At 58.1% G+C, this 17813-nt stretch carries 13 protein-coding genes, 2 tRNA genes and 1 pseudogene; 4 read left to right on the top strand and 12 right to left on the bottom strand.

Features of this window, described 5'->3' with window-relative positions; translation table 11 throughout:
* Window positions 1-16: 16 nt before the first annotated feature.
* The 9 genes from bamA to rpsB all read right to left on the bottom strand — a co-directional run bounded on the left by bamA (window position 17) and on the right by rpsB (window position 9896).
* On the bottom strand, window positions 17-2335 hold the full coding sequence (bamA, locus tag Q7J58_RS00590) for an outer membrane protein assembly factor BamA (protein WP_304821885.1): 2319 nt from the start codon (window positions 2333-2335) through the stop codon (window positions 17-19).
* Window positions 2336-2347: 12 nt separating this feature from the next.
* Window positions 2348-3712 carry an RIP metalloprotease RseP gene (gene rseP / locus Q7J58_RS00585; protein ID WP_304821882.1) on the bottom strand — a complete coding sequence of 455 codons (1365 nt, stop codon included), beginning with the start codon at window positions 3710-3712 and terminating at the stop codon, window positions 2348-2350.
* Window positions 3713-3780: 68 nt separating this feature from the next.
* The gene (ispC, locus tag Q7J58_RS00580) at window positions 3781-4956 is read right to left on the bottom strand and encodes a 1-deoxy-D-xylulose-5-phosphate reductoisomerase (RefSeq protein ID WP_304821879.1); all 1176 of its coding nucleotides are present in this window, start codon (window positions 4954-4956) and stop codon (window positions 3781-3783) included.
* 13 nt (window positions 4957-4969) lie between these two features.
* A complete protein-coding gene (locus Q7J58_RS00575; protein WP_304821876.1) occupies window positions 4970-5803 on the bottom strand; it encodes a phosphatidate cytidylyltransferase in 834 nt (277 codons plus the stop codon).
* Window positions 5796-6563 (bottom strand): polyprenyl diphosphate synthase, encoded by a 768-nt coding sequence (gene uppS / locus Q7J58_RS00570; protein ID WP_304821873.1) that lies wholly within the window; start codon window positions 6561-6563, stop codon window positions 5796-5798. The genes Q7J58_RS00575 and uppS overlap by 8 nt, the downstream gene beginning before the upstream one ends.
* 53 nt (window positions 6564-6616) lie before the next feature.
* Entirely contained in the window at window positions 6617-7177 is a 561-nt protein-coding gene (gene frr / locus Q7J58_RS00565) for a ribosome recycling factor (protein WP_304821870.1), read from the bottom strand.
* 44 nt (window positions 7178-7221) lie between these two features.
* On the bottom strand, window positions 7222-7932 hold the full coding sequence (pyrH, locus tag Q7J58_RS00560; RefSeq protein ID WP_304821868.1) for a UMP kinase: 711 nt from the start codon (window positions 7930-7932) through the stop codon (window positions 7222-7224).
* Window positions 7933-8108: 176 nt separating this feature from the next.
* Entirely contained in the window at window positions 8109-9026 is a 918-nt protein-coding gene (tsf, locus tag Q7J58_RS00555) for a translation elongation factor Ts (protein ID WP_304821953.1), read from the bottom strand.
* Window positions 9027-9140: 114 nt separating this feature from the next.
* A complete protein-coding gene (gene rpsB, locus Q7J58_RS00550) occupies window positions 9141-9896 on the bottom strand; it encodes a 30S ribosomal protein S2 (protein ID WP_304821865.1) in 756 nt (251 codons plus the stop codon).
* 345 nt (window positions 9897-10241) lie between these two features.
* Between rpsB and Q7J58_RS00545 the strand changes: the two genes are divergently transcribed.
* The gene (locus Q7J58_RS00545; RefSeq protein ID WP_304821862.1) at window positions 10242-11528 is read left to right on the top strand and encodes an FAD-dependent oxidoreductase; all 1287 of its coding nucleotides are present in this window, start codon (window positions 10242-10244) and stop codon (window positions 11526-11528) included.
* A 549-nt stretch (window positions 11529-12077) separates the two neighbouring features.
* Here the strand turns inward: Q7J58_RS00545 and Q7J58_RS00535 are convergent.
* Complete coding sequence (locus tag Q7J58_RS00535) at window positions 12078-13571, bottom strand: NAD(P)H-hydrate dehydratase (protein ID WP_304821948.1); 1494 nt, start codon at window positions 13569-13571, stop codon at window positions 12078-12080.
* 229 nt (window positions 13572-13800) lie between these two features.
* On the opposite strand from Q7J58_RS00535, the pseudogene Q7J58_RS00530 reads away from it, so the two are divergent.
* Window positions 13801-13926, top strand: a pseudogene (locus tag Q7J58_RS00530) (IS1595 family transposase); the annotation flags it as partial.
* A gap of 157 nt (window positions 13927-14083) precedes the next feature.
* On the opposite strand, the gene Q7J58_RS00525 reads toward Q7J58_RS00530, so the two are convergent.
* Complete coding sequence (locus Q7J58_RS00525; RefSeq protein ID WP_304821859.1) at window positions 14084-14635, bottom strand: YggT family protein; 552 nt, start codon at window positions 14633-14635, stop codon at window positions 14084-14086.
* Between the two features lie 362 nt (window positions 14636-14997).
* A complete protein-coding gene (rnr, locus tag Q7J58_RS00520) occupies window positions 14998-17292 on the bottom strand; it encodes a ribonuclease R (RefSeq protein ID WP_304821856.1) in 2295 nt (764 codons plus the stop codon).
* Between the two features lie 48 nt (window positions 17293-17340).
* Here rnr and Q7J58_RS00515 point away from each other — a divergent pair.
* A tRNA-Leu gene (locus Q7J58_RS00515) sits at window positions 17341-17425 on the top strand.
* Window positions 17426-17593: 168 nt separating this feature from the next.
* A tRNA-Leu gene (locus Q7J58_RS00510) sits at window positions 17594-17678 on the top strand.
* Window positions 17679-17813 lie beyond the last annotated feature (135 nt).

Genomic DNA, 17813 nt, shown 5'->3' with positions numbered 1-17813 from the left:
CGAGTGAATATCTTCATTAAAAGGAGGTTCCGATTTGAAACTGGAATTTTTGGATTTTATCGTCTGCTTTCTTGCGAATGGGGTTCGCGTAAGCGAAGCGCAACGGCCCGATGGGCGATATCCAACTAAGGCCCACACCGACAGATGCACGCAACTCAGACGCAGACAGTTTTTCACCTGGCCCGTAAATGTTGCCAACGTCCAAAAACCCGAACATACGCAAGGTGCGATCGTTGCCAGCACCGGGAAACGGCGTGATGAACTCAGCGTTGAGGACCACGTTGCGGTTACCGCCGATATTGACCTCTTCATTCGTCGTTGAACCGATAATCGGCGATGTTGGGCCCAGAGTACCTTGTTCAAAGCCCCGCACCGAACCCAGGCCACCGCCAAAAAAGTTCTTGAAAACAGGGTAAGTACGGCCACCGAGTCCTTTGCCATACCCGAGCTCGGTATTGAACGCCAGGGTGTACTGCTTGCTCAGCGGAATATATTGTTGGAATTGGTAACTGGCCTTGATGTAACGCGTGTCACCGGCCACACCCAACTCGGTGTTGAGGCGCTGCAAACGGCCTTCTGTCGGCACCAGTGCGCTGTCTCTACCATCACGAGCCCAACCGATAGTCAGCGGCACCGAGGCGCTGCTGGAGCCAAAAACATCAGCATAGTCTTGGTAAGCCTGCGGCAGCCCGGTACCCGATTCAATGCGGGTCTGCTCGGCACCCACTCCAAAGAAAACCGTATCCAACTCGGTAAAGGGCACACCAAAACGCACGCTCACACCGGGTGTGATGAGGCGGTAATCACCACCCTGCTCGGTGTAAGGCGTCGTGGTCTTGTAGTACAGATCAAACGTGCGTGAAATACCGTCGGGCGTGAAATAAGGGTTGGTGGTACTCAACACGAACTGGCGGTTGAACTCACTGGTGTTCAGATCAAGTCCCAGGTAGTTACCGGTGCCGAACACGTTCTCTTGCTTGATACCTGCTACCAAAGAAAGCTTGTCTGCCTGTGAGTAGCCTGCCCCCAGCGTCAAGTTGCCTGTGGGCTTTTCTACCACCGAGATGGTCAGGTCCACTTGATCGGGTACGCCCGGCACCTGCTGGGTATCGATGCCGACTTCGGTGAAGTAGCCCAAGCGGTCCACCCGGTCACGAGACAGGCGGATGCGATCGCTGTCGTACCAAGCCGATTCCAGCTGGCGAAACTCACGGCGAATCACTTCGTCGCGGGTGCGGTTATTGCCTTCCACGTTGATGCGTCGCACATACACACGCCTCGAAGGCTGCGCGCGCAAGACAAACGCCACGCGATTATTGACCCGGTCAATCTCGGGCGTAGCCTCCACCTGTGCAAACGCATAGCCAAAAGCACCGAAATAATCGGTGAACGCCTTCACCGTGCGAGACACATCTTCCACGTTGTAAGGCTCACCCGCGCGCAGACTCACCAGCGTTTGGAACTCGGCTTCCTTGCCCAGGTATTCGCCTTCCAACTCCACCGAGGACACCACATAGCGGTTGCCTTCTGTGATGTTGATGGTGATCGCCATATCGTCCTTGCCAGGTGCGATGGCCACCTGGGTTGAGTCGATGCGGAACTCTAGAAAACCGCGTGTCAGGTAGTAAGAGCGCAGATTTTCCAAGTCGGCGTTGAGCTTGGCACGAGAGTAGCGGTCGGACTTGGTGTACCAGCTCAACCAGCCACCAGTGTCCAGGTCGAACAAGCCTCGCAACGTGGACTCTGGAAACGCCTGACTGCCCACAATGCGAATATCTTTGATCTTGGCCACATCGCCTTCGATCACATTGAAATTGAGGTTGATACGGTTACGTTCACCCGGCGTGACGGTGGTCACCACCTGTGCTGCGTACATGCTGCGGTTGATGTACTGGCGCTTCAGTTCTTGCTCGGCTCGGTCGGCCAGGGCCTTGTCGAATGGACGCCCTTCGGTCAGACCGACATCGCGCAAGGCTTTTTTCAGCACGTCGGCATCAAACTCTTTGATACCTGTGAAACTGACATCCGCCACGGTGGGACGTTCTTCGACGATCACCACCAGCACATCACCATTGACCTGCAAACGCACGTCGCTGAACAACCCCAGACCAAACAACGATCGAATCGCAGTGGAGCCTTTGTCGTCGTTGTACTGCTCACCAATGCGGAATGGCAGCGAAGCAAACACAGTACCTGGCTCCACGCGCTGCAAGCCTTCCACGCGAATGTCGCGCAGCGTGAAAGGGTCAACAGCCCAAGCAGGTAAAGCAGCCAACAGCGAAGCTGCGAGCGCTGAGAGAGTCAGGCCACGCAGACCAAAAATGTTTTTTTTCATGCAAAGAAGAATTCAGCCAGTCAAACGGGCCACATCATTGAACAAGGCAATGGCCATCATCGCCATCAGAATCGCGACACCCCCGCGCTGCAGTCGCTCCATCCAGACATCGGACACGCTGCGACCGGTGACACCCTCCCAAAGATAATACATCAGGTGCCCTCCGTCCAAGACGGGCAGCGGCAACAGGTTGAGCACGCCCAAGCTAACACTGATCAGAGCGAGAAACAGCAGGTAAGAGGTGATACCGAGGCTGGCGGACTTGCCAGCGTAGTCGGCAATTGTCAGCGGGCCACTGAGGTTTTTGATAGACGCCTCACCAATCACCATTCGCCCCATCATTTTGAGCGTCAGCCATGACACTTCGGCAGTTCGTACTACCCCCCGGGTAAAACCGTCCAGCACACCAAAGCGCACGGTCATCATGGCGGGTGCAGCACCAATGTAGGCACCCACTCGCCCTACCCAGGCACCCGCCTGTTCCTCTGGAATAGGCTTCACCAATAACTCCAGGCGCTGGCCGTTGCGCTCCACCAGCCAGCGCTGCTCAATGCCCTGTCCTGCAGGGTCCACCGCCAAGCGGATAAGGCTGCGCAAACGCTGCCCATCGCTTACTGGCTGACCATCAACGCTTTGAACGACATCGCCCGAACGCAGCCCGGCCGCCGCCGCCGCGCCACCGTCCATCACGTCACCCACCACCGGGGCGGTCCAGGGCCCCAGGATGCCAATGCGCTGGAAAAGGCCGGCATCGGCTTCGCGCACATCGAGTGCGCTCAGCGCCAGGGTCACCGGTCGCACGCTACCTACCTCTTCGCCGGCCACCCACAAGGTCATGTTTTCACCCGACAGTGCGGCCTGGGTCAGGCGCCAGCGCAAGTCTTCAAAAGAAGAGACCGGAGTGGGCTCGGCATCAGCCGCGGCGGCTTCCGACACCCACTCACCGCCCACCAAGCCGGCGCGCTCGGCCAGCGAAGACGCACCGGGACTGGCCAATACCGGTTTGGGCTCTTCAACCCCTGTCCAGTTCACCAAGGCATAAAGGGCAACCGCCAGCAACAGGTTGGCCGCGGGGCCGGCAGCCACAATCGCCGCCCTGGAGCGCAACGGCTGGGTGTTGAACGCCAAATGCTTTTCAGCCGGGTCCACTGGGGCCTCCCGCTCGTCCAGCATGCGCACATAACCGCCCAAGGGCAGCGCACACAACACAAACTCGGTTGGGCTGCCTTTGCGCCGCCAGCTCAGCAAGGGCTTGCCAAATCCGATGGAAAAGCGCAGCACCTTCACACCACAGGCCACCGCCACGCGGTAATGGCCGTACTCATGCACGGCTATCAGCAAACCCAAGGCAATAACAAAAGCAACCAGAGTGAGCATGTGACCTCAGTGACCAGATGAACGGGGAACAGACCGGGCGCAGCCGTGGAGCTGCGTGAGGCGCTGAATCAGGCGAAAAACCGCTGCACCATTGAGCCCGCTCTTGATCGAGCCTCCGCATCAATGGCCAACAAATCGTCCAGCGACTGTGGTTTGGAGGGCACCATGGCCTGCAAAGTTGCATAGTTGACCGCATGGATCTGGTCAAAACGCAAACGACCATCCAGAAAAGCCGCCACCGCCACTTCATTCGCTGCGTTCAGCACAGCGGTGGTGCCGATGGGACCTGCCAAGGCTTCCCAAGCCAGTTGAAGGCATGGAAAGCGCTCGTTGTCGGGTTTCTCGAAAGTCAACGCTGCCAAATTGGAAAAGTCCAGGGCCGCCGCACCCGATGCCATGCGCTCAGGCCAGGACAGACCGTAAGCGATGGGTACCCGCATGTCGGGCGTACCCAACTGCGCCACCACGGAAGCGTCGGTGTACTGCACCATCGAATGAATCACGCTTTGTGGATGGATCACCACCTCGATCTGTGAGGGCGCCAGTCCGAACAGGTAGCGCGCTTCAATCACCTCCAGCGCCTTGTTCATCATGGTCGCGGAATCGACCGAGATCTTTCGTCCCATGACCCAGTTCGGGTGGGCGCAGGCTTCTGCGGGCGTCACCGCTGCAAACGTGGCCGGATCGCGTGTGCGAAACGGCCCGCCCGAGGCGGTCAACACAATTTTCTGCACACGGCGCGCCCAAGTCATGGGGTCTTCGGGCAGCGACTGAAAAATGGCCGAATGCTCGCTGTCAATCGGCAACAGGGTAGCGCCGCCCGCGCGAACGGCCTCCATGAACAGATCACCGCCCACCACCAGCGCCTCTTTGTTGGCCAGCATCAGCTTTTTGCCCGCACGGGCCGCCGCGAGGCAAGGCGCGAGGCCAGCTGCACCCACAATGGCGCCCATCACCGCATTCACTGCGGTGTCGGTGCTGACATCGCACAGCGCTTGCGGCCCAGCCAGCACCTCAACGCTCAGGCCAAGTTCACGCACCCGGCGCTGAAGTTGCTGGGCATGGTCGGCACTGGCCATTACGGCGAAACGGGGCAAAAACTGCTGGCATTGCGCCAGCAACAGTTCGACCTGGGTGGCTGCGGTGAGCGCAAACACCTTGTAGCGTTCCGGATGGCGGGCCAGCACGTCCAGCGTGCTGGTGCCAATGGAACCGGTTGAGCCCAGAATGGTGACAGATTGCATGGTGATTATGGTGTCAGAGCGTGACCAGCATCATGGCCAGTGGCAGTACCGGCAACAAAGCATCCACGCGGTCCAGCACCCCCCCATGGCCCGGCAGCAGCTGACTGGAGTCTTTGACACCCGCGCTGCGCTTGACCAAGGACTCCACCAGATCACCCACCACGCTCATTGCGACCAGAAACAACAAGGCAAGCACCGCCAGCGCAGGGCCCTTTTCCCACAGCAGCGCGTACAGGCTGCTGTGGTCACCAAGGCCTTGTACATCGGCGAACAGCCAGCCGCCCGCCAACACAAAAACGCCCAGCAAGCCGCTCACGGCACCCTCCCAGCTTTTGCCAGGACTGATGGTGGGCGCGAGCTTGCGGCGTCCCAGCGCCTTACCGCCAAAGTAAGCTGCGATGTCCGCCATCCAGACCAACACCAGCACGGACAGCAAAAAACCCAGCCCTACCAAACGTGCCTGCACCAGCGCAAGCCATGCGCAGGCAATCAGAAAAAGGCCCAGCCAGAGCCGCAACGCAGCAGGCCAACCAGCCCAGCCAGACACGCCACGCCGCAGCATGACCACCGCCAGCACCACCCAAAGCCCCCCCACCACCAGCCACAAGGGACGCCACGACACAGCCAGTCCGCCTGCAGCCCAAAAAACCGCCAGCGCGAGCCCCAACCCGCCCCCCAGCGCCAAGGACTGGTTGGAACTGCTCCCATTGAGACGAGCCCATTCCCAGCCTGCCGCCATGATCATCAGCAAGGCCAACAGGGCAAAAGGCTCAATGGCGTGATAGAACAATGCGGGCAACAAAACAGCCAGCAGCAGCAGCGCGGTGATGATGCGCTGCTTAAGCATGCCGTTGCTCCGCTGCATCGAGGGGCTCGCCAGCAGCGCTTTGTTCAGCCGTTTGCCCAAAGCGGCGCTGGCGACCCGAAAAATCGGTCAATGCCTTGTCCAACTCTGCCGCATCAAAATCGGGCCAGAGGCAATCGGTGAAATACAGTTCGGTATAGGCAGACTGCCAAAGGAGAAAGTTGCTGATTCGCAATTCACCTCCAGTGCGGATCAACAGGTCTGGATCGCCCACATGGGACAGCGCCGTAGCCTCGGACAAGCTCTGTTCAGTGATTTCTCTCCCGATCTGTGCCAGTCGGCGGGCAGCCTGCACGACATCCCATCGACCACCATAATTGAAGCACACGTTGAGCGCCAAACGGTTGTTACCGGCCGTATCGGCTTCGGCGGCTTCCAGACCCTGAACCACCCTTGCCGACAGTTGGCTGCGGTTACCCGGGAAATACAGGCGAACACCATGCTTTTTCAAGTTAGGCACTTCTCGAGAAAGTGCCATCACCAACAACTCCATCAGTCCGGTAACTTCTTCGGTTGGCCGATTCCAGTTTTCAGAAGAGAAAGCAAACACAGTCAATGCAGACACACGCCGATCCAAGCAGCACTGAACCGTTTTCTGCAAAGCATCCACACCCCGCTTGTGACCTGCAACACGCGGTAGCCAGCGCTTCTGTGCCCATCGACCATTGCCATCCATAACGATCGCCACATGGCTCGGGACACCCTTGGGCGGTTGACTAGAGGGCAAAAAGGGTGAGGCCATGGAAAGAATGGAGGGTGATCGTGGTGCGGGAATCTGAGAAAAACACCTACGTGTCAGACCTCCATGATGTCCTGCTCTTTGGCCGCGACCAACCGATCGACTTCATTGATCATTCGATCGGTGAGTTTTTGCACGTCATCCTGCGAACGGCGCTCATCGTCTTCCGAAGCCAGCTTTTCCTTCACCAATTTTTTCACCGCATCGTTGGCGTCGCGGCGCAAATTACGAATAGCGATCTTGGCCGCTTCACCGTCGTTGCGCACCACCTTGGTCAATTCCTTGCGGCGCTCTTCGGTCATAGGAGGCATGGGAACACGAATCATGTCACCCTGACTTGATGGGTTGAGACCCAGATCCGATTCCCGAATGGCTTTCTCAATCTTGGCACTCATGCTTTTTTCCCATGGAGCCACACCAATGGTGCGCGCGTCCAGCAGGGAAAGGTTCGCCACCTGAGATAGGGGCAGCATGGATCCGTAGTAATCAACGTGCACGGTATCCAGCAACTGCGGGTTGGGTCGTCCGGTGCGGACTCTGGACAGGCTGTTTTTCAGGGCTTCCAGGGACTGCTGCATCTTGTGTTCAGCGGTCTGGCGAATTTCAGTGGTACTCATGAATACTCCTCACTGCGTCTTGGGTTGGCGATGCCTGCAGGGCATCAAACATGAACCAGCGTGCCTTCGTCCCCGCCCAGCACCACATTGCGCAGCGCGCCGGGCTTGAAGATCGAGAACACCTTGACGGGCAGCTTCTGATCGCGGCAAAGTGCGAACGCCGTGGCGTCCATCACCTGCAGGTTTTTTGCCATGGCTTCGTCAAAGGAAAGGCTGGCGTAGCGCGTAGCCAGCGGGTCTTTGTTCGGGTCGGCGCTGTACACACCGTCCACCTTGGTGGCCTTCAGCACAATTTCAGCACCGATTTCAGCGCCACGCAGTGCTGCAGCAGTGTCGGTGGTGAAAAACGGATTGCCGGTACCGGCAGCGAACACCACGACCTTCCCCTCTTCAAGGTACTGAAGGGCCTTAGGGCGCACGTAAGGCTCAACCACCTGCTCAATCGAAATCGCGGACATCACACGGGCCACCAGACCGGCTTTGTCCATGGTGTCAGCCAGAGCCAACGAATTCATCACGGTGGCCAACATGCCCATGTAGTCGGCTGTGGCACGGTCCATGCCGACCGATCCACCTGCTACGCCACGAAAAATGTTTCCGCCACCGATCACAATGGCGACCTGAACACCCAGGCGAGTGACATCTGCGATTTCTTCCACCATGCGCACGATGGTGGCCCGGTTGATACCGAAGGCATCATCACCCATTAGGGCTTCGCCCGACAACTTCAGCAGAATCCGTTTATAGGCTGGCATGGAACAACTTTCTCGAATGCAAAACAAAACTCTCAACCATCAAGTGTAGCGAGACGGGCATCGCTCAGTACGCCAACCCCCTATCACCCTTGTTAAAACCTGATACCCCACAAGAGAACGGGCCTTGCGGCCCGTTGTATCTTGTCAGCAGGGGCACGGGCCAGCCCCGCCGGGTATCAGGCGCCTTTGGCGGCTGCCACCTGGGCTGCAACTTCAGCAGCGAAATCGTCCACCTTCTTCTCAATACCCTCGCCCACCACATACAGGGTGAAACCCTTGACGGTGGTACCCGCAGCTTTAAGCATCTGCTCAACGGTCTGCTTGTCATTCTTTACGAAAGGCTGATTGAACAAGGACACTTCTTTGAGGTACTTCTGCACAGCACCATCAATGCGCTTGGCCACAATCTCGTCGCTCTGAGCCGGCTTGCCTGCAGCCACCAGCTCTTTGTTCGCTTCATCAGCCTTGGCTGTGGCCACAGAGCGCTCGCGCTCAATGAACTCGGCAGGCACGTCAGCACTGGTCAGCGCCACGGGCTTCATGGCTGCAATATGCATCGCTGTGTCCTTGGCAGACACTTCTTCGCCATCAAACTCGACCAGCACACCAATGCGCGTGCCGTGCAGATAGCCAGCCACTTTGCCAGCACCGCTGTAGCGCTTAAAACGGCGAAAGCTCATATTTTCGCCGATCTTGCCAATCAGACCCTTGCGCACCTCTTCCAGGGTTGGGCCGAAACCGTCCTGACTGTAAGGCAGTCCGCCCAAGGCGGCCAGATCGGCTGGATTGTGCTCAGCCACCAGTTTCGCAGCGGCGTTGGCCAGCGCCAGAAAACTGTCATTCTTGGTCACAAAGTCGGTTTCACAATTGACTTCAACCATGGCGCCCGTGGTGCCTTCGATGAAGCTGGTGACTACGCCTTCAGCCGTCACGCGACTGGCGGCCTTGCCGGCTTTGGTGCCGAGCTTCACGCGCAACAGTTCTTCGGCCTTGGCCATGTCGCCTTCGGCTTCGGTCAGCGCTTTTTTGCACTCCATCATCGGTGCGTCGGTCTTCGCGCGCAGTTCAGCGACCATGCTTGCAGTAATTGCCATTTTTAAGTTCTCCGTTGACCGCGCCGCCTCAGCCGGCAGCACGCATCGTTCAATTGATCCAGTTGACTTGTGAAAAAGGGGCCCATGAGCCCCTCTTTCTTGAAAGAGCAGCAATCAGGCGGCTGCGTCTTCCTTGACTTCCACGAACTCGTCATTGCCTTCGGCGACGACTGTTTTGACGAGGTCATTGACGGCGCTGTTGCGGCCTTCGAGGATGGCGTCAGCAATGCCACGGGCATACAGCGCCACGGCACGGGCCGAGTCGTCGTTCCCAGGGATGACGTAGTCAATACCCACCGGCGAGTGGTTGGTATCCACCACACCAACCAGCGGGATGCCCAGCTTCTGAGCCTCGAGCACGGCAATCTTGTGAAAACCAACATCGATCACGAAGATGGCATCAGGCAGAGCAGCCATATCCTGAATGCCACCGATGTCTTTTTCCAGCTTTTCCATTTCACGGGAAAAGGTCAGCTGCTCTTTTTTGGACATACTGTCCAGACCGGCTTCTTTTTGAGCCTGCATCTCTTTCAGTCGCTTGATCGAGGTCTTGACCGTCTTGAAGTTGGTCAACATACCACCGAGCCAACGCTGATCAACAAACGGCACCCCAGCGCGACGAGCTTCTTGAGCCACGATTTCGCGCGACTGGCGCTTGGTGCCTACCATCAGGATGGTGCCGCGGTTAGCGGTCAACTGGCGCACAAACTTGGCGGCATCTTCAAACAGCGGCAACGTCTTTTCGAGGTTGACGATGTGGATTTTGTTGCGGTGACCAAAGATGTACGGAGCCATCTTAGGGTTCCAGAAGCGGGTTTGGTGACCGAAGTGGACACCAGCTTCCAGCATTTCGCGCATGGAGATAGACATAAAATTTCTTTCCAGAGGTTAAGACTAAAATCCAGCCCCGATCACTTGGGTATGCAACGCTTTTGCACTTTCACTCCCAAGAAACACCTGGTTGGACTGGTTTGCGATTGACCTTTCTGCACTCGTCGCGCTTACCCACGGCTGTGGCGAACACGCTAGCAGCAAAGCCGTTCGATTATAGCAGCCGCACGGGAAACGCCCCTCAACCCCCATCCCTGGCGCCGGCCTCTGCCAGTGTCTGTGGAAGTTTTAGCTTTTTTTCATGCCTCGCAATCGCCTTCAGTGCGTCCGTAGCCACCTTTCAGCAAGCTTGACCCGTTGCTCTTACACCAACAGGAGGCTGTTTTGAAGCTCGCTGTTATTGGATCAGGCGTTATAGGCATCACCACCGCCTACGAATTGACTCTGGACGGGCATGAAGTGACTGTATTTGAGCGTCGCAACACCGCAGCAGAGGAAAGCAGTTTCGCAAACGGCAGCCTGATTGCACCCGGTTGGAACGCGTTTACAGGGATGAACGACCACCGTGTCCGAGCCTTAATGCCATGGGCCAGTGGCGGTGGAGCACTGCCGTTGACCCGCTTGCCGCGTGACTCAGAGTGGGGGTGGATCTGGAACTGGCTGCGCGCAGGCAAGTCAGACCGATATGCCAGCCAGCAACGGAACACCCACCAATTGACGGGTTACAGCCATGAACGAATGCGGTCTTTAACAAAAACACTGCAACTGAATTACGACCGCACAGAGAGCATGTTGGTGCTCTGGCGGACCGAACAAGACCAAGTCAGAGCCCAGGCTGCGCTGCAAATCATGGCGAGCATCGGCTGGAATCACCAGGTTTTATCGGCCAGGCAGGCCCGCATGCGAGAGCCGGCACTCAACGCCGAGACAGCACTGCATGCTGCTCTAGAAATCACCGGCGAGGCTTCGGCCAATGCTCGCCAATTTGCGTTGCAGCTGAAATCCGAGGCACAGAAACTAGGCTGCCGGTTCGAATTTGGCGCCACTGTCAACCGCCTGTCATTGGATGCTGGACCGACCGTGACATTGACCCACACATCCAACAACACCATACTTGGTACCAGTATGACTGTGCGCTTTGACGGTGCCGTGATCTGTGCAGGGTCAACAGGTGCGGCGCTTCTGCGTCCGCTTGGTCTTCGGTTGCCTTTGTTGCCCGTTTGGGGTCACTCCATCAGCGCCGCTGTACGCGAGCCACTGGACGCACCTCTGTCAGCAGTGCTTGACGCACACCAGCAGGTATCGATAGCAAGGTTAGGGCAACGGGTACGCATCTCTGGCGGACACCAAATAGGGGGAACGACAGGCGTCAATTCGGCCAGCGAATTGAAACGCCTTTACCAAGTATTGTCTGACTGGTTTCCAGGTGCTGCCAGCATGGGGGGCATGCACGGCACCGTACAAGAGTGGCAAGGGACGCAAGGCTGTCTGCCCGATGGCCTGCCTGTATTGGGGCCGACCAGGTTGCCCGGCCTGTGGGTGAACATGGGACATGGAGACAGCGGTTGGTCGATGGCCTGCGGTAGCGCGCGCGCACTGGCAGACCACCTGCGCGCCAGCGCACCCGATATCGATCTGACAGGCTACAGCCCTGCCCGATTCGGTCTGTAACGAATAGAACGGGCGTCATCCTTTTCACGATCGACATAGGGGCCGCCATCATAGGAGGCACCCCTGCCACACCACCCGGCATGCGGGTCCGCAGCGCGCGGTTCGAGAGTTTGAGGTCGGGACATTCTTGGTAGCCCCAGCCAATCCAAGTACGCAATGGTCAGCACGCTGTTGAGCAGCTTGGCGCTGTTTCTCCACCTATTTGGTCACTCCTCGCTGGCCCCCAGCGTTCTGAGCGCACGGCAGATCGTCCCGAGCCTTATCCAGTGCTTGGCTGGAATAGCCCGCAGTCTATAGCGCAGCCACTCGTCCAGATCTCGCCAGACTTTGGGCGGTTGGCGCCAGCCCGAAGTACGCCGGCCAATCCAGCCCGTAGGACCTTAGCTTCTCCACCACCGGCTCCAAACTACGCCCGCCACTGCGGCGCATAAGTTGCCGTATCCGTGCTTTGAAGTTGTCCTGCGCCTTCTGAGACACAGCACATTTGACTTCTTTGCCCTTGGCCACCAGCCGTGGGTTTTCAGAGTACCCTTAACTGCCGTTTTAGGGCTATTGAACTGGGCGAACTTGGTTTACCAGCCGACTTGCGCTGAACGCTGGTCCGTCTTCCTTCACTGCGCTTCGTGCTTCCCCTGGTCGGCTCCAGTGGTCGGCCAGCCAGCCGTGCTGAAACACGGCCCGAGCCAGCCTGTCTCGACGTTGTTCTGGTGTAGATTCTGGTGGCGCCAGGGAGCTCCCCAGCATGCCGGCGAGTACGTCACCGGTACCGGCTGTTCCTAAGGCTGCATTGCCGGTGGGATTGATCAGCGGTGTTTGATCCGGGGCGCTTATCACAGTGCCCGAGCCCTTCAGCACGCACACCGATTCGAATCGGTCGCTGATGGCTTGCGCGGCTCGAAGGCGATTGGCCATGATCTCATCTGTGCTGCAGCCCAGCAGTCTTGCCGCTTCCAGGGGGTGGGGAGTGAGCACGGTGAACCCACCTTTTGAACTGCGTTGACTGAGATGTGCCTGAAGGGCGCTGTCATTGGTGATGGCATTGAGGGCGTCGGCGTCCAATACAAGTAAGCGAGCATCGGACAGAATTTGTGGCAGAACCTTGGCGACCTCAGTGCCCCCACCGCACCCGCATACCACCGCAGCAGTGGTCAGCAAGGGACTTTTCAGCAGGGCTTTTGTGTCACGAAACATTAGCTCGGGGCTAACGGGGTCCCAGCTCGCAGCACGGGCCGCAGGAGCTCGGGCCTCAAGAAGACCGACATACACTCGGCCAGCACCCGCGTGAAGAGCGGCACGGGCTGCGAGCACAGCCGCCCCGGTCATGCCCGATCCGTTAACCGCTATGTTCTGTCCACCTATCACCACCACATCTCCAAAACTTCCCTTATGGTTTACATGGGGTTGATGTGTTCGAACCGCCGCCACGTTTATCCACCCGTTAAGGTAGGCTGTGGGCAGGGTATCTGTTGATGGCGAAACGTTCAGGTCGTCAAACCAGACCTGACCTGCTGCATCCCGGCCAGAGGCCGTAAACAAGCCAGGCTTGATGGTCAGCAGAGACAGTGTGTGGCGCACGCCTGCAGCTCCCAAGGTTGCAGCCGGCAAAGGAAGCCAGGTGCCTGTGTCTGCATCAAGTCCGCTAGGCACGTCCACACACAGTACGGTTTGAGGAGCTGTGCGCAAACGGGCAATCCATTGCGCTGCAAGACCTTCTGGTGTTCGTGCCAATCCAATACCGAACATGGCGTCAATCGCCAAGTCAAAAGCCTCAGGCGGTTCGGCTGCAAATTGGACACCAACGGCTTTCGCTTCGCGCAGCGCATTGTTTGCGTCAAACGGGAGGGTCTGTGTGTGTGGCCCTGTCCAGTGTGTGACTACCACCTGTGGTGAGCCGCCGCGTGCTTGCGCCCAACGATGCAAGTGGGTTGCAGCCACCAAACCATCACCACCGTTGTTGCCAGGCCCGCAAGCGATCCAGATACAGCCTGCATGCGGTACCAGCGCGCGCGCCAACCGCGCTACAGCCACGCCTGCGAGGGTCATCAAGCGGTGGGGAGGCTGGTTGGCCGCAGCCCATTGCTCCATGAATCGCGTGGTCGCGACATTGAACAATGACTCGCGTTGGGTTGGGTAAATTGGTCGCATGGGGGTCTGAATTGTTGCTCAGGCCGCAGCTGTGTGCAGCATTTGACAGGAGCAAACGAATGGTAAAGCTGGGTAGGAGGACTTTTTTTACCGCTTACCTCGATGAAACTGAACATGTCAAGGACCGCTGCGTGACTCCTTACCGGGCATTCACCACGGCGTCATCCCGCAACACTTGGAAGCCAACCTCAACGAATTCACGTTCCGCTTCAATTGCAGCGTCTACCCGGTCAACGCTTTCCGCCCTCTACTGAGCACCCCTGCGGATCTCAAGTCGTTCATCCTGAATAATTGATTCTTATGGGAGTTTTTGAACGACATTCGGACGATTTTCGGCACGGTCGGACCGACTACTTCGCTGACTTCTGCCAAATCCTGTGCAAGGTCAGCTATGCATGTGCGCAGCGAACTCAACCCAGCAACATCAGACCGACTTGCAACAAGATAATCAAGACCAATACCGACAAATCAACACCGCCCACCGTCGGTACGATACGGCGCACAGGCTGCAGCACAGGGGAGCAAAGACGGTCCAACATACCAAGCACGGGGGACTGAGGCTGCATCCACGACAACACAGCGTAGACAAGCAACATCATCATCAAACCCTGCAACAAAGTGCGCAGCAAAAGTTTGATGGCCAGGGTAGAAATCGCCAGCAACACCGCAGTCGGCGAAGCATCCACCTGCGTTAGGGTAGAGGCCAGCATCAACCACAAACCACCATAAGCTAGGGCAAACAGCAGTGCCGCCATCAGACTGCCCCAGTCCATGCGGCTTTGTACCAAACTGCGGGGCAGAATGCGGCGCACAGGCACAACGAGCCAATCGGTTACGGCAATCACCAAGCGCCCTGGCTGGGCCGACATGTGGATTCGCTGGTGGTTCATCCAGGCGCGTAAGAGAGCCGCTCCCGCCAAGAAAAAAAAGAAAGTGTCGAGCAGGAAAAAACCAACGCGCATACAGGCTCCTGTGGGCAATCAAAAAAATAAAGGCTGGCGCGTGATCGCTCCACCCAAAAATGGACCGAGTTTAAGGCGCGTGTTTCAGAACAGCGAACGAGCCATCGGCAATCCACCAACGACAAGGACGCCCTGGGCGCACAGGGTTCGAGGGCCATCGCCGCAGCCCGGAAAAAAACAAGAATGCTGCCCCCAATCCGAAGAGGTGGTTCAGCAGCCACTCAGACTTGTGGCTCAGAATTGTCGTCATTTGGGTTCAAGCACAACGGGTATATTGCAGCCCTCTCGGCTGCACCACCCTCCTTCGACGCCCGAGGCTTGCGGGGCGGGTGAACACCCTGTCCAGGCTGATCATCTATGACCTATCGACGGCTCTTGCGAGGCTTTCCGGATGCAGCCCTGGCATTACTGCGCTCCGACTTTTTGCTCGCTGCCTTGTGTGCCGAGGGCTTCACCTCCAGCACAGGCAGCAACGGCGCAACCCCTGAAGTGCTGGATGTAGCATCTTCATTTTTGCGATCACGGCGCGGCTTACCCGCACGACCCAAAACCACCTCGTCCGTGTCGGCTTGCCCAGTCTTGTCGCGCATGGCGCGCAGCGCCATGCCATCGTTGTCGTTGACCAATCTGAAATCAATGCGGCGCCCGTCCAGGTCTACCCGGCTAACCTGTACCTGCACCCGCGAACCCAGTGCGTAGCGAATACCAGTGCGCTCCCCGCGCAGCTCCTGGCGCGCTTCGTCAAACCGAAAGTACTCACCGCCGAGCTCGGTGATGTGCACCAGACCCTCAACATACATCGCGTCCAAGGTGACAAACAAGCCGAAACTCGTCACCGAAGTCACCACGCCGCTGAACTCTTCGCCCAGGTGCTCTCGCATGTATTTGCACTTGAGCCAGGCTTCCACATCGCGGCTGGCTTCGTCTGCACGGCGCTCGTTCGCGCTGCAATGCAGCCCGGCCGCCTGCCAGGCCAACGTGTCGACCGAAGGCTTTTTCACCGGCTCACCCGCCACCGGCGGCTTGACGCGGCTGGCCAGCCGCTTGCTCAATTTGGCATGCGCTTCACCCGGTGTCGGCAACACCGGCAACTGGTAGCGCTTGCCCGCCAAGATGGCCTTGATGACCCGGTGCACCAACAAGTCGGGGTAACGGCGAATCGGGCTGGTGAAATGGGTGTAGGCGTCAAACGCCAGGCCAAAATGGCCTTGGTTGAGCGGCGTGTAGATGGCCTGCTGCATCGAACGCAGCAGCATGGTGTGAATTTGCTGCGACTCGGGACGGTCCTTGGTGGCGCTCGCGATCTTCTGGAACTCCGACGGGTGCGGGTTGTCGCTGATGGTCTGCGTCACGCCCATCGCCTTGAGGTAGTTGCGCAGAATGTCCTGCTTCTCTGGCGTGGGGCCTTCGTGCACTCGAAACAGCCCGGTGTGTTTGCCTTCGCCAATGAAATCCGCCGAACACACGTTGGCGGCCAGCATGGCTTCTTCAATCAGTTTGTGAGCGTCGTTGCGGGTGCGTGGAATGATCTTTTCAATCCGCCCCGACTCGTCACAAACGATCTGGGTTTCCACCGTTTCGAAATCCACCGCACCGCGCACCTGGCGCGCCACCAGCAAAGCCCGGTACACGTCGTGCAAATTCACCAGGTAAGGCACCAGCGCCTTGCGCTGAGCCGCTTCGGGGCCCCGGGTGTTTTGCAAGATAGCAGCCACCTCGGTGTAGGTGAAACGGGCGTGGCTGAACATGACAGCCGGATAAAACTGGTACGCGTGGATCTCGCCTTTGGCGTTCACCAGCATGTCACACACCATGCAGAGCCGCTCGACGCCAGGGTTCAATGAACACAGACCGTTGGACAGCTTCTCGGGCAGCATGGGGATCACGCGGCGCGGGAAATAGACCGAGGTAGCGCGGTCGTAGGCATCGACGTCGATGGCCGAACCAGTTTCAACGTAGTGACTCACGTCCGCAATCGCCACCAGCAAACGCCAGCCCTTGCCCCGCCCCACTTTGGCCGGTTCACAGTACACCGCATCGTCAAAGTCGCGCGCGTCTTCACCGTCAATGGTCACCAGGGGCACATCGCGCAAGTCAACACGGTGCAAGTGGTCTGATGCGCGCACGTGATCGGGCAAACTGCGCGCCTGGGCCAGCGCCGCATCAGAAAATTCGTGCGGCACATCGTATTTGCGCACCGCAATTTCGATTTCCATGCCCGGATCGTCGATGTCACCAAGCACTTCTTTCACGCGCCCCACCGGCTGCCCATAGAGCGCGGGTGGTTCGGTCAACTCGACCACGACCACCTGCCCTGCCTTGGCAGAGCCAATCGCGCCTTTCGGTATCAAGACGTCCTGGCCGTAGCGTTTGTCTTCGGGCGCCACCAGCCAGACGCCGCTTTCCTGCAGCAGGCGGCCAATGATGGGGGAGTTCGAGCGTTCAACGATCTCGGTCACTCGGCCCTCGGGGCGGCCCTTGCGGTCAAGGCGCACGATGCGCGCCTTGACACGGTCCTTGTGCAGGACGGCACGCATTTCGTTGGAGGGAAGGTAGATGTCGGCCTGTCCATCATCGCGCACAACGAAACCGTGTCCATCGCGATGCCCAGAAACCACACCTTCAAATTCGGCCAACAGGCTGTTCTTTTCGTTCACTATTATTTTGGAAATTTTTTAAATGCTATACTAGCGGTTTCCTGAGATGCCCAGGTGGCGGAATTGGTAGACGCACTAGTTTCAGGTACTAGCGCCGAGAGGCGTGGAGGTTCGAGTCCTCTCTTGGGCACCACGATCATAAGGGCTTGCCGACGTAAAAGTTGGCAAGCCCTTTTCTTTTGCACTCGCAAAACGGCTGAGATACCCGGCAAGAATACGGCTGCGGGTGCGAGCACCGATATCTGCAACGCTCTTTCGAAAACAGGCAAAAAACACCGTATAATTCGATCTTTCCTGAGATGCCCAGGTGGCGGAATTGGTAGACGCACTAGTTTCAGGTACTAGCGCTGAGAGGCGTGGAGGTTCGAGTCCTCTCTTGGGCACCAAAGATTCAAGGACTTGCTGACATGTGTTGGCAAGTCCTTTTTCTTTGCCCAATCGCTTGGTAAACGCCGTCAGTGCCTCGCATGGGAACTCATCGTGGTGTGAGCGATGCCAGCAGGTCGGCGTCCAGACCCCAT

Source organism: Hydrogenophaga sp. (assembly GCF_030656115.1).
Classification (GTDB): Bacteria; Pseudomonadota; Gammaproteobacteria; order Burkholderiales; family Burkholderiaceae_C; genus Hydrogenophaga.
Note: the sequence above shows the minus strand (reverse complement) of the source record. Positions and strands in the feature narration are given on the sequence as shown.

Coding starts and splice junctions, on each gene's coding strand:
- bamA (WP_304821885.1), bottom strand. CDS start 2,335: ATGAAAAAAAACATTTTTGGTCTGCGTGGCCTGACTCTCTCAGCGCTC.
- rseP (WP_304821882.1), bottom strand. CDS start 3,712: ATGCTCACTCTGGTTGCTTTTGTTATTGCCTTGGGTTTGCTGATAGCC.
- ispC (WP_304821879.1), bottom strand. CDS start 4,956: ATGCAATCTGTCACCATTCTGGGCTCAACCGGTTCCATTGGCACCAGC.
- Q7J58_RS00575 (WP_304821876.1), bottom strand. CDS start 5,803: ATGCTTAAGCAGCGCATCATCACCGCGCTGCTGCTGCTGGCTGTTTTG.
- uppS (WP_304821873.1), bottom strand. CDS start 6,563: ATGGCCTCACCCTTTTTGCCCTCTAGTCAACCGCCCAAGGGTGTCCCG.
- frr (WP_304821870.1), bottom strand. CDS start 7,177: ATGAGTACCACTGAAATTCGCCAGACCGCTGAACACAAGATGCAGCAG.
- pyrH (WP_304821868.1), bottom strand. CDS start 7,932: ATGCCAGCCTATAAACGGATTCTGCTGAAGTTGTCGGGCGAAGCCCTA.
- tsf (WP_304821953.1), bottom strand. CDS start 9,026: ATGGCAATTACTGCAAGCATGGTCGCTGAACTGCGCGCGAAGACCGAC.
- rpsB (WP_304821865.1), bottom strand. CDS start 9,896: ATGTCTATCTCCATGCGCGAAATGCTGGAAGCTGGTGTCCACTTCGGT.
- Q7J58_RS00535 (WP_304821948.1), bottom strand. CDS start 13,571: ATGACCCTCGCAGGCGTGGCTGTAGCGCGGTTGGCGCGCGCGCTGGTA.
- Q7J58_RS00525 (WP_304821859.1), bottom strand. CDS start 14,635: ATGCGCGTTGGTTTTTTCCTGCTCGACACTTTCTTTTTTTTCTTGGCG.